This is a genomic window from Cellulomonas sp. P4_H12, assembly GCF_056400905.1.
In genome coordinates this window covers 95,132-112,700 of record NZ_JBFUKJ010000009.1, presented here as the reverse complement: position 1 = coordinate 112,700, position 17,569 = coordinate 95,132, and the positions used below count along the sequence as shown (strand labels likewise).

The window sequence follows — 17,569 nt, the reverse complement described above, 5'->3', positions numbered from 1 at the left end:
GGTGCGTCGTGGCACGATCGAACCGTGCCTCACGATCCCGCGTTCGAGCAGCGGCTGCGCGACCTCGCGCGCCTCCGGCGGGTGCGCGACCGGATCGACCGGGAGTACGCACAGCCGCTGGACGTCGAGGCGCTCGCGCTCGGCGCGCACATGTCGGCCGGGCACCTGAGCCGGGAGTTCCGGCAGGCGTACGGCGAGTCGCCGTACTCGTACGTCATGACGCGGCGCATCGAGCGGGCGATGGCCCTGCTGCGCCGTGGCGACCTGAGCGTCACTGAGGTCTGCTTCGCGGTCGGGTGCTCGTCCCTTGGCACCTTCAGCACGCGGTTCACCGAGCTGGTCGGCATCCCTCCGAGCGCCTACCGCGCGCAGACCGCGCCGCCGAAGCCCGAGCTGCCGGCGTGCATCGCGAAGAAGGTCACCCGACCGGTCAGGAATCGAGAAGCACGGCCCGCGGCGCCGCAGCTAGCGTGACGGCCATGGACATCAGCATCCACTACACGTTCCTCCCGCAGACCGACCCGGACGCCGCGCTCGCCTTCTACCGGGACGCCCTCGGCTTCGAGGTGCGCAACGACGTCGGGTACGAGGGGATGCGCTGGATCACGGTCGGGCCGGTCAACCAGCCCGGCACGTCGATCGTGCTCCACCCGCCGGCCGCGGAGCCGGGCATCACCGACGACGAGCGCCGCACCATCCTCGAGCTGATCGCCAAGGGCAGCTACGGCGCCATCACCCTGGCGACGGACGACCTCGACGGCGTCTTCGACCGACTCCAGGCGAGCGACGCCGAGGTCGTGCAGGAGCCGACGGACCAGCCGTACGGCGTCCGCGACTGCGCATTCCGTGACCCGGCCGGCAACCTCGTCCGCATCAACGCCCTGACCTGAGCGGCCCGGTCGCGGCACCTGGTTGGATCGAGCGAGACGACGCCGCCGACGACCTCGGCGCGCCCGACAGACGGAGACACGATGAGCACGGACACCCGGACCGCCGCGGCGGCGCCGGCGCGGCATCCCGCCGACAGCCACGACCTGATCCGCGTGCAGGGCGCGCGGGTCAACAACCTCAAGGACGTGAGCGTCGAGCTGCCCAAGCGGCGGCTGACGGTGTTCACGGGCGTCTCCGGGTCGGGGAAGAGCTCGTTGGTGTTCGGCACGATCGCCGCGGACTCGCAGCGCATGATCAACGAGACGTACAGCGCGTTCGTGCAGGGCTTCATGCCGACGCTCGCCCGGCCGGACGTCGACGTGCTCGACGGGCTGACCACCGCGATCATCGTCGACCAGGAGCGGATGGGCGCCAACATCCGCTCGACCGTCGGCACCGCCACCGACGCGAACGCGATGCTGCGCATCCTGTTCAGCCGGCTCGGGCAGCCGCACATCGGCTCGCCCCAGGCGTTCTCGTTCAACGTCGCGTCGGTCTCGGGTGCCGGGGCGGTCACCTTCGAGCGCGGGGGACAGACCACGAAGGAGCGGCGGGAGTTCACCGTCACGGGCGGCATGTGCGCCCGGTGCGAGGGCACCGGCAAGGTCAGCGACATCGACCTCAGCCAGCTCTACGACGACTCCAAGTCGCTCAACGAGGGCGCGCTGACCATCCCCGGCTACAGCATGGAGGGCTGGTACGGCCGCATCTTCGCGGGCTGCGGGTTCTTCGACCCCGACAAGCCGATCCGCGAGTTCACGGAGCGGGAGCTGCACGACCTCGTCTACAAGGAGCCGACGAAGATCAAGGTCGAGGGCATCAACCTCACCTACGAGGGCCTCGTGCCGAAGATCCAGAAGTCGTTCCTGTCCAAGGACGTCGACGCGCTGCAGCCGCACATCCGCGCGTTCGTCGAACGCACCGTCGTCTTCGGCACGTGCCCGGACTGCGACGGCACCCGGCTCAACGCGGGCGCGCGGTCGTCCCGGATCGGCGACGTCAACATCGCCGACGCCTGCGCCATGCAGATCAGCGACCTGGCGGAGTGGGTCCGCGGGCTCGACGAGCCGTCCGTGGCGCCGCTGCTGGTCTCGCTGCAGGAGACGCTCGACTCGTTCGTGAGCATCGGGCTCGGCTACCTGTCGCTGGACCKGCCGTCAGGCACGCTGTCGGGTGGCGAGGCGCAGCGCATCAAGATGATCCGCCACCTCGGCTCGTCGCTGACCGACGTCACCTACGTCTTCGACGAGCCCACGATCGGCCTGCACCCCCACGACATCCAGCGGATGAACGACCTGCTGCTGCGCCTGCGGGACAAGGGCAACACCGTGCTCGTCGTCGAGCACAAGCCGGAGACGATCGTCATCGCCGACCACGTGGTCGACCTCGGCCCGGGCGCCGGCACGGCGGGCGGAACCATCTGCTTCGAGGGCAGCGTCGACGAGCTCCGGACCAGCGGGACCCTGACCGGCCGCCATTTCGACGACCGCGCCCAGCTCAAGAACGACGTCCGGACGCCGACCGGAGCGCTGCAGATCCGGGGCGCGACGGCGCACAACCTGCGCGACGTCGACGTCGACATCCCGCTCGGGGTGCTCGTGGTCGTCACCGGTGTGGCGGGCTCGGGCAAGAGCTCGCTCGTGCACGGGTCGATCCCGGGTGGCGCGGGCGTCGTCTCGATCGACCAGGGCGCGATCAAGGGGTCGCGCCGCAGCAACCCCGCGACGTACACCGGCCTGCTCGAGCCCATCCGCAAGGCGTTCGCGAAGGCCAACGGGGTCAAGCCGGCCCTGTTCAGCGCCAACTCCGAGGGCGCGTGCCCCACCTGCAACGGCGCGGGCGTCATCTACACGGACCTCGCGATGATGGCCGGCGTGGCCACCCCGTGCGAGGAGTGCGAGGGAAAGCGATTCCAGGCGTCCGTGCTCGAGTACAAGCTGGGCGGCCGCGACATCAGCGAGGTGCTGGCGATGTCGGTGGTCGAGGCCGAGGAGTTCTTCGGCGCGGGGGAGGCGCGGACCCCGGCGGCCCACACGATCCTCGACCGGCTCGCCGACGTCGGGCTCGGCTACGTGAGCCTGGGGCAGCCCTTGCCGACGCTGTCCGGCGGCGAGCGCCAGCGGCTCAAGCTGGCGACGCACATGGGGGAGAAGGGCGGCATCTACGTCCTCGACGAGCCGACCACGGGCCTGCACCTGGCCGACGTCGAACGCCTGCTCGCCCTGCTCGACCGGCTGGTCGACTCGGGCAAGTCGGTGATCGTCGTCGAGCACCACCAGGCGGTCATGGCGCACGCCGACTGGATCGTCGACCTCGGCCCCGGCGCGGGTCACGACGGCGGCCGCATCGTCTTCGAGGGCACGCCCGCGGACCTCGTCGCCGCCCGCTCCACGCTCACCGGCGAGCACCTCGCGGGCTACGTCGGCGCCTGAACCACCCACCCCGGGAGAGTGGTCCGCCACCCTCCACCGTCCGAGAGGCAGCGAGCCATGGCAGAGACGAAGAAGGGCACCACGTCCGAGGGGTTCTCGGCCGAGGAGCGTGCCGCGATGAAGGAGCGCGCCAAGGAGACGCGGGGCAAGAAGTCCGGCGACGGCGAGGCCGACCTGCTGCAGAAGATCGCCGAGATGGGCGACGCCGACCGCGCGATGGCGGAGCGGATCCACGCCGTCATCACCGAGGCCGCCCCCGGCCTCGAGCCCAAGACCTGGTACGGGCAGCCGGCCTACGCCAAGGACGGCAAGGTCGTCGTCTTCTTCCAGGCAGCCTCGAAGTTCAAGACGCGGTACGCGACCCTGGGCTTCAACGACGTGGCCAAGATCGACGACGGCACCATGTGGCCGACCTCGTTCGCGCTGACCTCGCTGACTGCCGCCGACGAGAAGAAGATCGCCGCGCTGGTCACGAAGGCGGTGAGCTGACCGCCACGGGCTCGATGGCCGCCGGGAAGCGCCGGGCGAGCTCGGTGCGGAGCTCGACGTAGCGCGCGAGGAAGGCGCGCTCGTCGAGACGCTTCCGGCGGATCCAGCCGGTGACCTCGTCGTTGCACTTGCTCGTGTTGCACGACCGGCACGCGGGGACGACGTTCTCCAGCGTGTAGCGACCGCCGCGGGAGATGGGCAGGACGCAGTCGCGCTGCATCGGTCCGTCGGTGGCGCCGCAGTACGCGCAGCCCGCCCAGGCCTCCTGCAGCGCGGCCCACTGTTCCGGCGTCAGGTCGTGCTCCACGCCGTCCATGCGGCGCTTCCGGCGCCGCGCCGCGCGGGCCTTGCGACTCCCACCGACAACCATGCCGGGAGCGTACGGTCGACCGGCCCCAGGTCGGAGCAGGCGCTCCGACCCCACGACGCAGACAGGGAGGACGATGAACCCCATCGAGCTGGAGACTGGCGCACACCTCGACGCGCTCGAGCCGTGGCGCGCGGCGGAGTTCGCCGCCCACATGGAACGCGCGCGCGAGCACATCCGTCCGTGGGTCGGACCGTCGTTCCTCAGCGACGACGTCGCCGGCGCGCACGCCACGCTGACCCGGTACGCCGGCCAGCTCGCGCTCGACGGGCAGCGCATCTACGGCATCTGGGCGGACGGCGTCCTGGTGGGCGGCGTGATGTTCGTGGCGTTCTCCGCGGCGGCCGGCGTCTGCGAGGTGGGCTGCTGGTCGGAGCCTGCGGGGGAGGGTCACGGGCACATCACCGCCGCCGTCACACACCTCCTGCGGTACGCGTTCGAGGTGCGAGGGCTCCACCGCGTGGAGTGGCGCTGCCGCAGCGACAACCTGCGCAGCATCGCGGTCGCGCGACGGCTCGGCATGGTGCACGAGGGTGAGCTGCGCGAGGCATGGCTGGTGGACGGCACGTTCCACCACAAGTCGGTCTGGTCGCTGCTGAGCCACGAGTTCGACGAGCAGAACCGTCCCCAGCGTGGCTAGGTCTCGCCAGAGTCAGAGCTCCCGGACGGTCAGCAGGCTCCGGCCGTGGATCGACGTGCGCGCCACGCGGCCCGTCTCGCGGAACCCGAGCTTGTCCAGGACTCGCCGCGACGCCACGTTCCAGTCCCAGACCGACGCCCACAACCGGGGAACGCCCGCCTCTGCCGCCGAGTCGACCACGGCGTGCCCTGCCTCGGTGGCGTACCCGACGCCGTGGACGGCGCGCAGCAGCTCGAAAGCGAGCTCGGGCTCGTCCAGCGAACCGCTCCCGTGTGCCGTGAGCCCGCAGTACCCGATGACGTCGCCCGTGTCCTTCCGCACCACCGCGAGGAGCCGCGGCCCCGGCTCGTCACCCTCGACGCGGATCTGCGCAGCGATGTCGCCGACCGTCGGCCGCCCCTCGGCATCGATCCGCCGGTGCACGGGCACCCGTGGGTCCCGCTCGGTCCACAGCCCGTGGTAGACGTCCGCCTGGCTGGCGCTCCGGGGCCCGAGGACCAGGCGATCGGTCTCCAGGGAGTCGGGAAGGCGGAAGCAGGGCATCCCTCGATTATGTCAGCCGAGGCGGCGATCTCGCGCTCGTCGGCGAGCCACGCGGCCGGGTTCCCGTCGTCACCGAGCTCGATCGCCCGAGCGCGAACGGCCCGCAACCTTCAAGGACACGAGTCGAGTGCGGGAGCCATCACGCCGCGCGGCCCATGATTGCCTCGTGGTGATCGTCTGGCGTGTGCCCGGGTCAGACGCGGATCAGCGTGAGAGACCTGACGTCGGGAGCATCCGCAGCCACTCGTGCAGCGTGGAACCGGGGCCGTCGCAAGGATCCTGAGGCGCAGTCCCGTGTATCCAACCCAGACATGGGTTCTACGCCGATAATGCACATTATGACATTCCACCGTTCGGAAGGCCCCCGAACGACTCTCCCGCACCCAGGGGGTCCACCGACCGCACTCGTGCTCCCAGGGCTCTCCCGCGCCAACCGGAGGCAGTCCGCGTAGCGTGCGCGTCGTGCGCTACGTGATCATCGGGACCGGAGCCGTCGGCGGCGTCATCGGCGGCTTGCTTGCGGCGGCCGGCCGGGACGTCGTGCTCGTCGCGAGGAACCGTCAGCTCGACGCGCTGACYACCGGCGGGCTCGAGGTCGCCACGGCGGACGGCGTCCTGCACGTCCATCCTCCGACGGCGCGCGTCCCGCAGGACGTCGACCTCAGCCCGGACGACGTGCTCGTCCTCACGGTCAAGAGCCAGGACACGGCCGCGGCGCTCGAGGCGTGGGCGGACCGCCCCGTGGCCGGCGGAGGGACCGCCGCGACCGTGCTGCCCGTGGTGTGCGCCCAGAACGGCATCGACAACGAGCGAGCCGCCTTGCGCAGGTTCGCCCACGTGGTCGGCATGTGCGTGTGGCTGCCGGCGACCCACCTCGAACCGGGACGCGTGTCGGCCGGCAGCACCCCGGTCCCCGGCGTGCTCCGGGTGGGCTCGGTGCCGATCGGCGGCCCCGCCCCGACGCAGGTCGCCGCGGACCTCGAGGCGGCGGGGTTCCGCGCTCCCGTGGTCGACGACGTCATGGCGTGGAAGGCCTACAAGCTGCTGACCAACCTGGGCAACGCGATCGAGGCGCTGTGCGGGACGGAGCGCGACGCCGCGGCCCGCGAGCTGGGCGCTCGCGCGGACGCCGAGGGCCGTGCCGCCCTCGCCGCGGCGGGCGTCCGTGTGGTGCCCGACGCCGAGCACGACGCAGCGAGGGCCGAGTTCCACATGGGCCGCCTGCCCGGCGACGAGGGCGGCGGGTCGTCGTGGCAGTCCCTCGCCCGCGGCACGGGGTCGGTCGAGGCCGACTACCTCAACGGCGAGATCGTGCTGCTCGGGCGCCTGCACGGCGTGCCGACGCCGGTCAACGCGATGCTCCAGCAGCTGGCCCGCCGGGCCGCTGCCGCGGGCTCCGCGCCGGGCTCCTTCGACGCGGCCGACCTGCTCGCGCGCGTGGGCTAGGAGGCCTCGGCAGCACCGAGCGTGAGCACGTAGCGCTCCTCGGTCTGCTCAGGGTCGCGCGGCACCACCTGCCGCTCCCCCGTCCGGGTGAACCCGGCGCGCACGTACAGGTCGCCCGCGGCGTTGTTCCCGTCGACCAGCCACAGCGACACCGTCCTGGCGTCCTGCGCCGCGGCGGCGTTGCGCACGGCGTCCAGGAGCGCCCAGCCGACACCGTGCCGGCGCGACTCCGGTGCCACCCACAGGGAGACGATGTGCCGGTCGTCGGTGGGCGATCCCGGCTCCTGCATCATGGTCACGATCCCGCGGCCGACTCCCCCGTCGTCCACGGCGATCCACGTGGTCGACGTGCGCAGGCGCATGCGCCAGTGCGACTCGACGAACCGCTCCTCCCGGGCCAGGGACGCCCCGAACACGTCCGGGTCCTCCCGCAGGGCGCGCAGACGCACCTCCTGGACCAGACGCCAGTCGTTCTCCCCCACCTGTTGGACGATCACGTGCACAGGATGCCTCACGTCCGGCGAAGTCGCCCTCAAGGCTCGTCGCGTGCCGTCCGGTCGTCCGGCGTGCCGCCGTGGCCCTCGGGGTCGGGAACCGCGCGCGCGACGTCGGCGATCTCCTCCTCCGGGCGCGGCGGGACGCTCTCGTCGTACTCCAGCTCGGGCACCTCGTGCCCCACGGGCTCCGTCACGGTGATCTCCTTCCGACACGTGCACGACGGCCGCCCGCGGTGTGCGGGCGCCGGAGAGCTCAGAGGTCGATGCCCTCGCCGGGGTCGAGGGACACCGGGTCGCCCGCGCCGCCGATCCGGCCGAGCAGGCCGATGGCCATCCCCTGCCCGATCGCGCTGAGCAGGGCGTCATGGATGACGACGAGCCGGCCGGGCTGCACGCTGCGCACGTAGTCCACCACCTCGCCCAGCTTCAGCCACGGCGCTCCGACCGGCGTGCAGAGGACGTCGACCTGCGCACCCGCCGGGTCGACGTACGCGTCGCCCGGGTGCAGCACGCCGGCGACGAGGTAGCCGACGTTGTGCACGCGCGGGACGTCCTGGTGGATCAGGGCGTGCCACTCCCCCAGCACGGCGACGTCGAATCCGCCCGCCGTGATCGCGTCGCCCGCGGCCACGACGTGCACGCGGTCGGCCGGCGCTCCCGCGGCGACCAGGATGTCCACCACGGGCTGCGGGGCCCAGACCTCGACGCCCGCCCGGACGGCCTCGGCGACGGGCTCCGTCGCCACGTGGTCGGCGTGCTCGTGCGTGATGAGGACGGCCGAGACGCCGTCGAGCGCTCCCGGCAGCTCCGAGAAGGCCCCCGGATCGATCACCAGCCGGTCGTCGCCGCGGTCGAGTCGGATGCAGGCGTGTCCCCAGCGGGTCAGTCGGGTGCTCATGGGTCCAGTCTGTCCTGACCAGGGCGGCCGTGCCCCCGGGACGGGCCGCCCGGGTGTCGGGGCGCCGGTTTTCGTCGTGGAGACCTCGCCCGGATACGGTGTCGCACGTGCTGGTGCTCGGGGTGTGCAGTCTCAAGGGTGGCGTGGGCAAGACGTCGATCACCCTCGGCCTCGCGTCGGCTGCGCTCGAGCGCGGCCTGCGCACGCTCGTCATCGACCTCGACCCCCAGGGCGACAGCACCATGGCGCTCGGCGCGCGCCCGCAGAGCGGGGACGTCGCGTCGGTGCTCGACGCCCCCAGCGCCGCGACCATGGCGGACGCGACCGTGCTCTCCTCGTGGGCCGACGACGGCCTGGACGTGCTGGCCGGGTCCGAGCGGTCCGCAGCGCACGACCGGCTCGACGGCGACGACGTCGACCGGCTGCGCTACGCGCTCTCATGGGTGCACGGCTACGACCTCGTGCTCGTCGACTGCCCGCCGTCCCTCGGCGGTCTCACGCGCACCGGCCTCGCCGCCTGCGACCGGGCGCTCGTCGTCACCGAGCCCGGGCTGTTCGCGGTCATGGCGGTGGGCCGGGCCATGCGCACCATCGACGAGCTCCGCCGCGGGGCCGCCCCGGCCCTCCAGCCGCTCGGCATCGTCGTCAACAGGGTCCGCGCACGCTCGATCGAGCAGGCGTTCCGGCTCGAAGAGCTGCAGACGCTCTACGGCCCGCTCGTGCTCACTCCCCCGGTGCCCGAGCGTGCGGCACTGCAGCAGGCTCAGGGCGCGGCCCAGCCCGTGCATGCGTGGCCGGGCGCCGCGGCCGCCGAGCTCGCCCGCACCTTCGACGCGCTGCTCGACCGCGCGCTGCGCGCTCCCCGCCACTGACAGCACGAGAGCGGCCACCCGTCGGGGCGACCGCTCTCGTCGAGGCGCTTCGTGCTCAGCCGGCCGTGCGTGCCTGACGCCGCATCGCGAGCTCGTCGTGCGGGGACGGCTCGCTCGTGAGCTCGTCCTCCTCGTCGGCGCGCTCGGAGGGCAGCTCGGCAAGGGTGCCCTCGACCTCGCGCCAGACGCGCCCGACGGCGATGCCGAACACGCCCTGGCCGCCCTGGACCAGGTCGATGACCTCGTCGGCCGAGGTGCACTCGTACACGCTGGCACCGTCGGACATGAGCGTGATCTGCGCGAGGTCGTCGACCCCGCGCTCGCGCAGGTGGCTCACCGCGGTGCGGATCTGCTGCAGCGAGACGCCCGTGTCGAGCAGCCGCTTGACCACCTTGAGGACGAGGATGTCCCGGAAGCTGTACAGGCGCTGCGTGCCGGAGCCGGTGGCCGGGCGGATCGACGGCTCGACCAGGCCGGTGCGGGCCCAGTAGTCGAGCTGCCGGTACGTGATCCCGGCGGCGCGGCAGGCCGTGGGGCCGCGGTAGCCCGTGGCGGTGTCGAGGTCGGGGAGGTCGTCGTCGAACAGCATGCCCTGAGCGCGCTGCGGGACTGCCCCGCCGACGCTCTCGGCACTCTCGATGCTGGTCACGAATCCTCCACTCGTTGCGAGCCGGTCGGCGGACGGCTCCCCCGGCTGCTTGTCAGACTAGGCCCGTGGCGCGGCGGACGCCATGACGCCCGCCGGGCGTGTCGCGACCGGCGAGTCTCACCTTCGACCTGAAGGCGAAGGTTTGTCCCGGGCAACCGGCGGCACGCCTCACGTGCCCGGCTCGTCGTCCGGTTCCGCCCCGGTGCTGAAGTCCTCGGGCGTGACGAGGTCGAGGAACCGGCGGAAGCGCTCGAGGTCCTGCTCCGACGTCGTCGTGCGCACCTCGACCCCGGCCACCGCGACGACCTCCGCGGAGCACAGCACCGGGCAGCCGAACCGCAGCGCCAGCGCGATCGCGTCGGATGCCCTGGAGTCGACCCGTGGCCCGGTCCGGAGCACGAGCTCCGCGTGGAACACCCCCTCTTCGAGGCGCGTGATCTCGACCCTGGTCAGCCCCGATCCCGTGGCGATCAGCACGTCCCGCAGGAGGTCGTGCGTCATCGGTCGGGGCGGCACGATGCCCGCCTGGGCGGACGCGATCGCGCTGGCCTCGGCCGGACCGATGAGGATGGGGACCAGCAGCTCCGAGTCCGGATCGAGCAGGAGCACGACGATCTCCTCGTCCGCCAGGTGCTGACGCACCCCGACGATCTCGACCGGCACGAGCTCGGCGTCCTCCCCCATGCCGCCCACGCTACGACCCCGACGCCGATCCGGCGCCCCTGGAGGGCGAGCAAGTGTGCCGACCGCGCTACGGGGCGAGGTCGGCGACCGCCGCGCGAACCAGGGCCGTGTGCATCTGGTTGCAGAGCTCGCCCACCTCGGCCGCGAGCGTGCCCGCGCGTGCCCGCGACGAGGCGCTGCGCTGGCCGCGCCAGGGGGCGACCACCTGCTCGACGAGGTCGGCCTGGCGCTCGGCGGCGGTGCGGAACTGCCGCAGGTGCCGCGCGTCGATGCCGTGCTCGGCCAGGGCGGCCGCCGCCACGACGATGTCGCGCGCCCACGGGTCGAACGACGACGACGCGCCGTGCGGGCGCAGCACTCCCGCGGCGACGAGGTCCTCCACGAACGTGGGCTCGACGCCGGCCTCGCGGGCCAGCGCGTCGACCGTCCAGCGGGTGCCGGCGGCCTCGCGCACGCCGTCGCGGGTGGCCAGCCGCGCTCGTGGCGCCGCCTCGTCCTCCTCGCCCGCGTCCAGCGCCGCCAGGCGGTCGCCGATGACCTTGAGCGGCATGTACCGGTCGCGCTGCTGGCGCAGCACGAACCGCAGCCGCTCGATGTCCGCCGGCGAGTACTGGCGGTAGCCGGCGGCCGTGCGCACGGGCTCGACGAGGCCCTGCTCCTCGAGGAAGCGCAGCTTGGACGTGGTGACCGCGGGGAACTCGATCTGCAGAGCCGCCAGCACGTCGGAGATGCGCATCGACGCGCGGCGCGAGATCCCGCGGGGCCACGGCTCGTGCTCGCCGGCCGGGGTAGCGCCCGCCGAGGAAGCGTCGGTCGCGGACGCGGGCAGCGCGCGCTGGGCGCGGGCGCCCGTCACGCCGCGCTGCCGGTCGGACTCGGCACCCGCTGCCCGTCGCGCGTCAGCTGCGCGCCGGTCACGCGCCGGCCGTGTCGCGGTGCGGGCTGGGGTGGAACGTCATCCGGTACTTGCCGATCTGCACCTCGTCGCCCGCCCGCAGCACCGACTGGTCGATCCGGGTGCGGTTGACGTAGGTGCCGTTCAGCGAGCCGATGTCCCGGACGACGAACGTCTGCCCGTCGCGCACGAACTCGGCGTGCTTGCGGGAGACCGTCACGTCGTCGAGGAAGATGTCCGCTGCCGTCGAGCGACCCGCGACGGTCCGCTCGGCGTCGAGCAGGAACCGGGCGCCGGCGCTGGCGCCCCGCTGCATCACCAGGAGCGCCGACGTCGGCGGCAGTGCGTGCACGGCCGCGACCTCGTCCGGAGTGAGCCCGACGGGCGCCGATGCCTCGATCTCGACCGGTCCGACCGCTCCGAAGCTCATCGTCGTGTCGGGTCCGCTGGCGGGACGTCCGACCTGCGGATCCTCGCCGCTCATGCCACCTCCCGGGCCCGTTCCTCGCGTCGACCACCGGCGTTCCTCGGGGTCAGGCACACCCTATGCGGACCGGGCCGGTCGGCGCAGCACGTCCCGGAGCGGGTTCGCGCTCGCGTCGGCACGGACGCCAGACAGACCGGGATCAATCGCCCTCGGGCGGCACCGGCGTGGCGTAGACCGGGTCCGGCACGTCGCGGATCGCGTCGACCTCGACCTTGTCCGAGCTGTCGACCGTGCCTCTGCCGCCGTTGTTGCGGACCTGCGCCATGGCGCCGCCGGGGATCTGCAGCGCCGGCGCGATGATGTCCGGGTCGCCGATCGCGATCCAGCGGTAGGGCGCGGTCAGCACGACCCCGTCGAGGACGACCGCCCCCGGCGTGCCGGTGAACGAGCTGCTCGCCGTGACCCGCTGGTCGTTGAGCTGCACGGCCTCCGCGCCGGCGTTGCGCAGCTCCTCGAGCATGTTGAGCATGGTGAAGGGTCGGATGGCGCCGTCCGGCTCCGTGAGCGTGATGATCACGCCGGGCCCCTCGGCCGGCAGCCTGCCCGTGAGGATGCCCTGGGTCTCCGCGCTGCGCCGCAGGGCGTCCAGCGCGGCCTGCCGGCGGTCGGACCCCGACAGCAGGTCGTCACGCTCGCGCGCCAGGTCGGCGGACTCCCGGGCCAGCGCGTCGCCGCGGTTGGTCGTCTCGTCGAGGATCCGCACCAGGTCGCCCTGGCGCATCCCCGCCAGGTCCGCTCCCGCGGACTGGCGCACCTGCGCCACGAGCGCGAAGCCCAGCACGGCGCAGAGGATGCCGGCCAGCACCTGCGCGGTCGTCAGCCGCGGCCGCAGCGCCCGGCCGAGCACCACCCAGCCGCTCGGCGGCTCGGCGGCGGTCGTGCCCTGTGGGACGCCGACCTCCTCGCCCGGTCCGGGCCCGTCGACACCGGCCGGGTCGACCTCCGGCTCGTCCCCCGCCGTCGGCGGCTCCGGCTCGTTCTCCCCCGACGGTTCGTTCTCGGCGGGCGGTTCGTTCTCGGCCGACGGTCCTGGCTCCGGCACGAACACCGTGGGGCCGGGCGCGTCGTCGCGAGCAGGGGGCCCGTCGTCGGTCGCGACGGCGTCGTCCTCCGGCACCACCGGCGGCAGGCTGAGCGGCTCGTCGGCGCGCGGCACGCTGAGGCGCTCGTCGTCGGGCACCACGGGCTGCGCACCGACCGGCTCGGCGTCGGACCGGACCGGGGGCACGGCCGAGGGCTCGCCGTCCGGAGTGGGGTGCGGCGCGTCCTGCGGTCCGTCGTGCGCGGGGGTCACGCTCATGCCTTGAAGAGGTGCCGGCGGATCGAGGCGGCGTTGGAGAAGATCCGGATGCCGAGGACGACCACGACGGCCGTCGACAGCTGCGTGCCCACGCCGAGCTGGTCGCCCAGGAACACGATCAGGGCGGCGACGACCACGTTGGAGAGGAAGGAGATGAGGAACACGCGGTCGTCGAAGATGCCGTCGAGCATCGCGCGGAGCCCACCGAACAGGGCATCCAGCGCGGCGACGACCGCGATGGGGAGGTACGGCTGGAGCTCGGTGGGGACGGTGGGCTGCAGGAGCAGGCCACCCACGACGCCGATGACCAGACCGATGACTGCGATCACGTGCCGTCCCTCCCTGTCGGACCTGCGGACTCTGTCATACCGGCCTCGTCCTGCACATCCTCCGACGGTGGCGCGTCGTCCCCGGACGTCGCGCTGTCGGACGGGACGGTCGCGGCGTGCAGGGCGACCAGGCCGGTGCCCGGCAGGTCGAGCGAGCTCTGCGAGGAGAGCTGGACGCCGATGCCGAAGTTGCTCCGCAGCGTGGCCAGCTGCTGCCCGGCACTCGACCGTGCCAGCGAGGTCTGCATGTCGACCGCATCGCCGATCGCCTCGACCGTGTAGGGGCTGCTGAGGGCCACCAGGTCCACGAGCACCGCGTCCCCGGCGCTGCGGATCGCGGTCATCGCGGTGAGGCGCTGCCCGTTGACCGCGATGGCCTCGGCCCCGGCGGCCCACAGCCCGTTCACCACGACCTGCAGGTCGGCGTCCTGCACGCGCAGCTCGGGGTCCTCGGTGTCGGGGTCGTCGGACGGTGCGTCGGTGAGGACGATGCGCAGTCCCCGGCCGGTCACGGGCATGACGCCGGACTCGACCGCGTCGGCCGCCACCTCGTCGCGGAAGGCCTGTCCCTCGTCGCCGAGCAGCTGCCCCTGCAGCGTGCCGATCTGCGTGGTCATCGCGGTGATGTCCGCCTGGGTCGCGTCCGCCTCGGCGCTGCGCTGCTTGATCTGCTCCTCGAGCAGCGAGCGCGCCGCCTGCACCGAGCCGGCCGGCTGCCGCAACGCGAGCGTGGCGGCGGTCGCGCCGAGCCCGAGGGCCATGGCGAGCAGGACGAGGCCGACGGTGGACCGGGCCGTCGGACGCGGGCCCGTGCCGGCGGCGGCCTCGGCGTAGCCCGGGTCGAGCGGGCGCCGGTAGAACTCGGTGATCAGCGTCATCGACGCGTCCGGCGGCCCCGCGACCGCCCGCGGGGGGCCGGAGCCGTGACGGGTGCTCATGCCGGCTCGCCCGCGTCGCGCAGCAGGTGGCGGGCCTGGGCGAGATAGAGCACGGCGGAGAACCAGTAGAGAGCGACGCCCCACAGCGCGAACGCCCAGCCCGCCACGCCGGCGACCGTGCCCACCCACGAGTCCCACTGCGCGAGCAGCAGCAGCGGGAAGGCGTACAGGAGCGCGAAGGTGCCGGCCTTCCCGGCCAGGTGGACCGGGAGCGGCGCGTAGCCGGCCCGGGCGAGCACGACGAGCATCACGGCGAGGACCACGTCGCGCAGCACGAGCACGCCGAGCAGCCACCAAGGCACGACGTCGCGCCACGCCAGGGCGACGAGCGTGACGATGATGAAGAGCCGGTCCGCGGCCGGGTCGAGCAGCTGGCCGAGGCGCGAGACCTGGCCGAGCCGGCGGGCCAGCACACCGTCCAACCAGTCGCTGGCCCCGGACACCGCGAGCACCACCACGGCCCAGCCGTCGTGCCCCTGCACGAGGAGCACCGCGAACACGGGGACCAGAAGCAGCCGCACGAAGCTGATCGCGTTGGGGACGGTCAGCACCCGCGTGGAGACGACGTCGTTGCTCGTCACTGCGTCCCCCGTCACCGTGCCGCCCTTCCGTCCTGGCGGCGTCGATCCTATGCGTCGCGCGGGACCACCCAGGACGTCGGCGCGCACATCCCCCGTCCGGGTGCCAGAGTGCGGGAGTGGCCCACAGCAACGACCCGGACGTGATCACCCGACTGCTGACCGCGCCCGGCCGGTGGGCGGTGGTCGGCCTCTCGGCCAACAGCGCCCGGGCCGCGTACGGCGTGGCCAGGTACGTGCAGTCGCTCGGCCACACGATCGTGCCGGTGCACCCCCGGGCGGACACCGTGCACGGCGAGCCCGGCGTCCGCACGCTCACCGAGGCCGGCAGCCCGATCGACGTGGTCGACGTCTTCGTGAACAGCGCTCTGGCGGGCGAGGTCGTCGACCAGGCGATCGCCGCGGGGGCCGGTGCGGTCTGGCTCCAGCTCGGCGTCGTGGACGAGGGCGCCGCCGAGCGCGCGCGTGCCGCGGGCCTCGACGTCGTGATGGATGCCTGCCCGGCGATCGAGGGTCCGCGCCGCGGTCTGTGACGGCGTTGTGCGCGACGTCACCCGCGCCCTCCCGCCACGGGACACGTCCGCCCGGTAGACTCCTCGGTGAATCTGGAGTTCGTCGCGTCCCCCTTCGAGGCGTCGCCACCACCGCTGAGCCGGTCGGGGCCCGCCTCGCGTCGTGTGGTCTAGGCATCCGCGTCAGCGGTTGCCACTGGGTGGTCCGGGGCTGCGACCCGCTGTTCGCCGACCCGGTGCACGGTTCAGGGCTCCGCCCCGCGATGATCGGTTCCCCCTCTTCATGAGTTCTGTTGCGCCTTCCGCCATGCCCGAGAACGGCACCTTCGACGAGCTGGGTCTTCCCCCGGCACTCCAGGCCGCGATCGCGGACCTCGGCTTCACCACTCCTTCCGCCATCCAGGCGCAGGCCGTCCCCGCCCTGCTGAGCGGCCGCGACATCGTCGGCGTCGCCCAGACCGGCACCGGCAAGACCGCCGCGTTCGGCCTGCCGCTGCTGGCCGCCATCGACTACGACCTCCCGGCCGTGCAGGCCGTCGTGCTCACCCCGACGCGCGAGCTCGCCATGCAGGTCGCCGACGCCATCCAGTCGTTCGCGACGCACCTGCCGGGGCTGAACGTGCTCGCGGTGTACGGCGGCTCGCCGTTCCTCCCGCAGCAGCGCGCGCTGTCGCGCGGTGCCCAGGTCGTCGTCGGCACCCCCGGCCGCGTGCTCGACCACCTCGACCGCCGCACGCTGAAGATGGACCAGGTCCGCTTCCTCGTGCTGGACGAGGCCGACGAGATGCTGCGCATGGGCTTCGCCGAGGACGTCGACAAGGTCCTGTCCGCCGCGCCCCGGGAGCGTCAGGTCGCCCTGTTCTCCGCGACGATGCCGCCGCAGATCCGCCGGGTCGCCGAGCAGCACCTCAACCGACCCGTCGAGATCACCGTCTCGCGTCAGGCCTCCACGGTCACCAGCGTCCGCCAGACGTACGCCGTCGTCCCGCACCGCCACAAGACCGGCGCGCTCGCCCGCGTGCTCGCCGTGTCCGAGGCCGACGCCGCCATCGTCTTCGTCCGCACCCGTGGGGCGGCCGAGGAGGTCGGCAGCGCGCTGATCGAGCGCGGCATCTCGGCGGCGTACATCTCCGGCGACGTCGCGCAGACCGAGCGCGAGAAGATCGTCGACCGCCTGCGGACCGGCGCGCTCGACGTGCTCGTCGCCACCGACGTCGCGGCGCGCGGCCTCGACGTCGACCGCATCGGCCTCGTCGTGAACTTCGACGTGCCGCGCGAGCCCGAGACCTACGTGCACCGCATCGGCCGGACCGGCCGCGCGGGCCGCGAGGGCGAGGCGCTGTCCTTCGTCACGCCGTCGGAGCAGTCGCGCCTGCGCCAGATCGAGCGCACCACGCGCCAGTCGCTCCAGCAGGTGGAGATCCCCTCGCCGGCCGAGGTGTCCGCGCACCGCGTGCAAGCGCTGCTGGCCCGCACGGGGGCCCGTGCCGAGCTCGGTCGCCTGGACCTGTACCGCGAGGCCATCGCGGTGCACCTGGCGCAGAACCCGGACGTCGACCCCGTCGACCTGCTCGCCGTCGTCACGGCGCTCGCGGTCGGCGACGAGGGTCCGCAGGCGGTCCAGCACGGTGACGACCTCGACGACGCCCTCTCGCGCGCCCACCTCACCGGTGGCGGCCGCGAGCGGGACGCCGAGCGCAGCTACGACCGTCCCGAGCGCGGCGAGCGTCGTCGCGCCGACACGCACATCGCCGGGGGCTCGCCGCGCTGGCGCGTCGCCGTCGGGCACCGCGACGGCCTCCAGCCGGGCGCCCTCGTGGGCGCGCTCACCGGTGAGGGCGGGCTGACCGGCAAGGACGTCGGCAAGATCGACATCTTCGGCAGCTTCGCGCTGGTCGACATCCCGGCCGGCCTCTCCGCCGACACGATCGACCGGCTGGCCCGCACCCGCGTCGCCGGCCGTCCCCTGCGGATCCGTCTCGACTCGGGCCCGCGCCCGGGCCACGGCGCCTCGCGCCCGACGCACGGCCCGGCCCGCGGCCGCAGCTGATCGCACCGCGTCTCGCCCCTGTCTCCCGTCCGG

At 73.3% G+C, this 17,569-nt stretch carries 22 protein-coding genes; 9 read left to right on the top strand and 13 right to left on the bottom strand.

Annotated elements, in window-relative coordinates:
- Nucleotides 1–24: 24 nt before the first annotated feature.
- The 4 genes from AC1DQC_RS07140 to AC1DQC_RS07125 all read left to right on the top strand — a co-directional run bounded on the left by AC1DQC_RS07140 (nt 25) and on the right by AC1DQC_RS07125 (nt 3,851).
- Nucleotides 25–474 (top strand): helix-turn-helix transcriptional regulator, encoded by a 450-nt coding sequence (locus AC1DQC_RS07140; RefSeq protein WP_477050526.1) that lies wholly within the window; start codon nt 25–27, stop codon nt 472–474.
- 5 nt (nt 475–479) lie between these two features.
- A complete protein-coding gene (locus AC1DQC_RS07135) occupies nt 480–890 on the top strand; it encodes a VOC family protein (RefSeq protein ID WP_477050525.1) in 411 nt (136 codons plus the stop codon).
- A gap of 81 nt (nt 891–971) precedes the next feature.
- On the top strand, nt 972–3,362 hold the full coding sequence (locus tag AC1DQC_RS07130; RefSeq protein ID WP_477050524.1) for an ATP-binding cassette domain-containing protein: 2,391 nt from the start codon (nt 972–974) through the stop codon (nt 3,360–3,362).
- A gap of 57 nt (nt 3,363–3,419) precedes the next feature.
- Nucleotides 3,420–3,851 carry an iron chaperone gene (locus tag AC1DQC_RS07125; protein ID WP_477050523.1) on the top strand — a complete coding sequence of 144 codons (432 nt, stop codon included), beginning with the start codon at nt 3,420–3,422 and terminating at the stop codon, nt 3,849–3,851.
- Here the strand turns inward: AC1DQC_RS07125 and AC1DQC_RS07120 are convergent.
- Nucleotides 3,832–4,221, bottom strand: coding sequence for an HNH endonuclease (locus AC1DQC_RS07120; protein WP_477050522.1), 390 nt, complete (start codon nt 4,219–4,221; stop codon nt 3,832–3,834). The two genes, AC1DQC_RS07125 and AC1DQC_RS07120, sit on opposite strands and share 20 nt — an antisense overlap.
- Before the next feature lie 73 nt (nt 4,222–4,294).
- On the opposite strand from AC1DQC_RS07120, the gene AC1DQC_RS07115 reads away from it, so the two are divergent.
- Nucleotides 4,295–4,858 carry a GNAT family N-acetyltransferase gene (locus AC1DQC_RS07115; protein ID WP_477050521.1) on the top strand — a complete coding sequence of 188 codons (564 nt, stop codon included), beginning with the start codon at nt 4,295–4,297 and terminating at the stop codon, nt 4,856–4,858.
- Nucleotides 4,859–4,870: 12 nt separating this feature from the next.
- Here AC1DQC_RS07115 and AC1DQC_RS07110 read toward each other — a convergent pair whose 3' ends face one another.
- Nucleotides 4,871–5,401: a GNAT family N-acetyltransferase gene (locus tag AC1DQC_RS07110; RefSeq protein ID WP_477050520.1), complete on the bottom strand. Its 531-nt coding sequence runs from the start codon at nt 5,399–5,401 to the stop codon at nt 4,871–4,873.
- A 462-nt stretch (nt 5,402–5,863) separates the two neighbouring features.
- Between AC1DQC_RS07110 and AC1DQC_RS07105 the strand changes: the two genes are divergently transcribed.
- A complete protein-coding gene (locus AC1DQC_RS07105; protein WP_477050519.1) occupies nt 5,864–6,847 on the top strand; it encodes a ketopantoate reductase family protein in 984 nt (327 codons plus the stop codon).
- Here AC1DQC_RS07105 and AC1DQC_RS07100 read toward each other — a convergent pair.
- Genes AC1DQC_RS07100 through AC1DQC_RS07090 form a run of 3 tightly spaced genes read right to left on the bottom strand, consistent with a single transcriptional unit; the run spans nt 6,844 to nt 8,242 of the window.
- Nucleotides 6,844–7,344 carry a GNAT family N-acetyltransferase gene (locus tag AC1DQC_RS07100; protein WP_477050518.1) on the bottom strand — a complete coding sequence of 167 codons (501 nt, stop codon included), beginning with the start codon at nt 7,342–7,344 and terminating at the stop codon, nt 6,844–6,846. The two genes, AC1DQC_RS07105 and AC1DQC_RS07100, sit on opposite strands and share 4 nt — an antisense overlap.
- A gap of 35 nt (nt 7,345–7,379) precedes the next feature.
- Complete coding sequence (locus tag AC1DQC_RS07095) at nt 7,380–7,538, bottom strand: hypothetical protein (protein WP_477050517.1); 159 nt, start codon at nt 7,536–7,538, stop codon at nt 7,380–7,382.
- Nucleotides 7,539–7,597: 59 nt separating this feature from the next.
- On the bottom strand, nt 7,598–8,242 hold the full coding sequence (locus tag AC1DQC_RS07090; RefSeq protein WP_477050516.1) for an MBL fold metallo-hydrolase: 645 nt from the start codon (nt 8,240–8,242) through the stop codon (nt 7,598–7,600).
- A gap of 107 nt (nt 8,243–8,349) precedes the next feature.
- Here AC1DQC_RS07090 and AC1DQC_RS07085 point away from each other — a divergent pair, with 107 nt between their 5' ends.
- Nucleotides 8,350–9,114: a ParA family protein gene (locus tag AC1DQC_RS07085; RefSeq protein WP_477050515.1), complete on the top strand. Its 765-nt coding sequence runs from the start codon at nt 8,350–8,352 to the stop codon at nt 9,112–9,114.
- Nucleotides 9,115–9,169: 55 nt separating this feature from the next.
- On the opposite strand, the gene AC1DQC_RS07080 is transcribed toward AC1DQC_RS07085, so the two are convergent.
- The 8 genes from AC1DQC_RS07080 to clsA all read right to left on the bottom strand — a co-directional run bounded on the left by AC1DQC_RS07080 (nt 9,170) and on the right by clsA (nt 14,977).
- Complete coding sequence (locus tag AC1DQC_RS07080; RefSeq protein WP_477050514.1) at nt 9,170–9,763, bottom strand: MerR family transcriptional regulator; 594 nt, start codon at nt 9,761–9,763, stop codon at nt 9,170–9,172.
- A gap of 168 nt (nt 9,764–9,931) precedes the next feature.
- Nucleotides 9,932–10,447, bottom strand: a complete 516-nt coding sequence (locus AC1DQC_RS07075; protein ID WP_477050513.1) for a bifunctional nuclease family protein — start codon at nt 10,445–10,447, stop codon at nt 9,932–9,934.
- Nucleotides 10,448–10,514: 67 nt separating this feature from the next.
- A complete protein-coding gene (gene ftsR / locus AC1DQC_RS07070) occupies nt 10,515–11,303 on the bottom strand; it encodes a transcriptional regulator FtsR (RefSeq protein WP_477050512.1) in 789 nt (262 codons plus the stop codon).
- 58 nt (nt 11,304–11,361) lie between these two features.
- Nucleotides 11,362–11,826 carry an FHA domain-containing protein gene (locus AC1DQC_RS07065; RefSeq protein ID WP_477050511.1) on the bottom strand — a complete coding sequence of 155 codons (465 nt, stop codon included), beginning with the start codon at nt 11,824–11,826 and terminating at the stop codon, nt 11,362–11,364.
- A 142-nt stretch (nt 11,827–11,968) separates the two neighbouring features.
- The gene (locus tag AC1DQC_RS07060) at nt 11,969–13,129 is read right to left on the bottom strand and encodes a DUF881 domain-containing protein (RefSeq protein WP_477050510.1); all 1,161 of its coding nucleotides are present in this window, start codon (nt 13,127–13,129) and stop codon (nt 11,969–11,971) included.
- Complete coding sequence (locus AC1DQC_RS07055) at nt 13,126–13,458, bottom strand: small basic family protein (RefSeq protein ID WP_370503069.1); 333 nt, start codon at nt 13,456–13,458, stop codon at nt 13,126–13,128. Before AC1DQC_RS07055 ends, AC1DQC_RS07060 begins: the two co-directional genes overlap by 4 nt.
- Nucleotides 13,455–14,396 carry a DUF881 domain-containing protein gene (locus AC1DQC_RS07050; RefSeq protein WP_477050509.1) on the bottom strand — a complete coding sequence of 314 codons (942 nt, stop codon included), beginning with the start codon at nt 14,394–14,396 and terminating at the stop codon, nt 13,455–13,457. Before AC1DQC_RS07050 ends, AC1DQC_RS07055 begins: the two co-directional genes overlap by 4 nt.
- The gene (clsA, locus tag AC1DQC_RS07045) at nt 14,393–14,977 is read right to left on the bottom strand and encodes a cardiolipin synthase ClsA (protein ID WP_477050508.1); all 585 of its coding nucleotides are present in this window, start codon (nt 14,975–14,977) and stop codon (nt 14,393–14,395) included. Before clsA ends, AC1DQC_RS07050 begins: the two co-directional genes overlap by 4 nt.
- A gap of 116 nt (nt 14,978–15,093) precedes the next feature.
- Here clsA and AC1DQC_RS07040 point away from each other — a divergent pair, with 116 nt between their 5' ends.
- A complete protein-coding gene (locus AC1DQC_RS07040; protein ID WP_477050507.1) occupies nt 15,094–15,507 on the top strand; it encodes a CoA-binding protein in 414 nt (137 codons plus the stop codon).
- Between the two features lie 286 nt (nt 15,508–15,793).
- Nucleotides 15,794–17,536, top strand: coding sequence for a DEAD/DEAH box helicase (locus AC1DQC_RS07035; RefSeq protein WP_477050506.1), 1,743 nt, complete (start codon nt 15,794–15,796; stop codon nt 17,534–17,536).
- Nucleotides 17,537–17,569 lie beyond the last annotated feature (33 nt).

What these genes read in the sequence shown, in the direction of transcription:
- AC1DQC_RS07060 (WP_477050510.1), bottom strand. Translation starts at nt 13,129, where the DNA reads ATGAGCGTGACCCCCGCGCACGACGGACCGCAGGACGCGCCGCACCCC.
- AC1DQC_RS07115 (WP_477050521.1), top strand. Translation starts at nt 4,295, where the DNA reads ATGAACCCCATCGAGCTGGAGACTGGCGCACACCTCGACGCGCTCGAG.
- AC1DQC_RS07110 (WP_477050520.1), bottom strand. Translation starts at nt 5,401, where the DNA reads ATGCCCTGCTTCCGCCTTCCCGACTCCCTGGAGACCGATCGCCTGGTC.
- AC1DQC_RS07050 (WP_477050509.1), bottom strand. Translation starts at nt 14,396, where the DNA reads ATGAGCACCCGTCACGGCTCCGGCCCCCCGCGGGCGGTCGCGGGGCCG.
- AC1DQC_RS07090 (WP_477050516.1), bottom strand. Translation starts at nt 8,242, where the DNA reads ATGAGCACCCGACTGACCCGCTGGGGACACGCCTGCATCCGACTCGAC.
- AC1DQC_RS07120 (WP_477050522.1), bottom strand. Translation starts at nt 4,221, where the DNA reads ATGGTTGTCGGTGGGAGTCGCAAGGCCCGCGCGGCGCGGCGCCGGAAG.
- AC1DQC_RS07125 (WP_477050523.1), top strand. Translation starts at nt 3,420, where the DNA reads ATGGCAGAGACGAAGAAGGGCACCACGTCCGAGGGGTTCTCGGCCGAG.
- AC1DQC_RS07135 (WP_477050525.1), top strand. Translation starts at nt 480, where the DNA reads ATGGACATCAGCATCCACTACACGTTCCTCCCGCAGACCGACCCGGAC.
- AC1DQC_RS07075 (WP_477050513.1), bottom strand. Translation starts at nt 10,447, where the DNA reads ATGGGGGAGGACGCCGAGCTCGTGCCGGTCGAGATCGTCGGGGTGCGT.
- AC1DQC_RS07035 (WP_477050506.1), top strand. Translation starts at nt 15,794, where the DNA reads ATGCCCGAGAACGGCACCTTCGACGAGCTGGGTCTTCCCCCGGCACTC.
- AC1DQC_RS07065 (WP_477050511.1), bottom strand. Translation starts at nt 11,826, where the DNA reads ATGAGCGGCGAGGATCCGCAGGTCGGACGTCCCGCCAGCGGACCCGAC.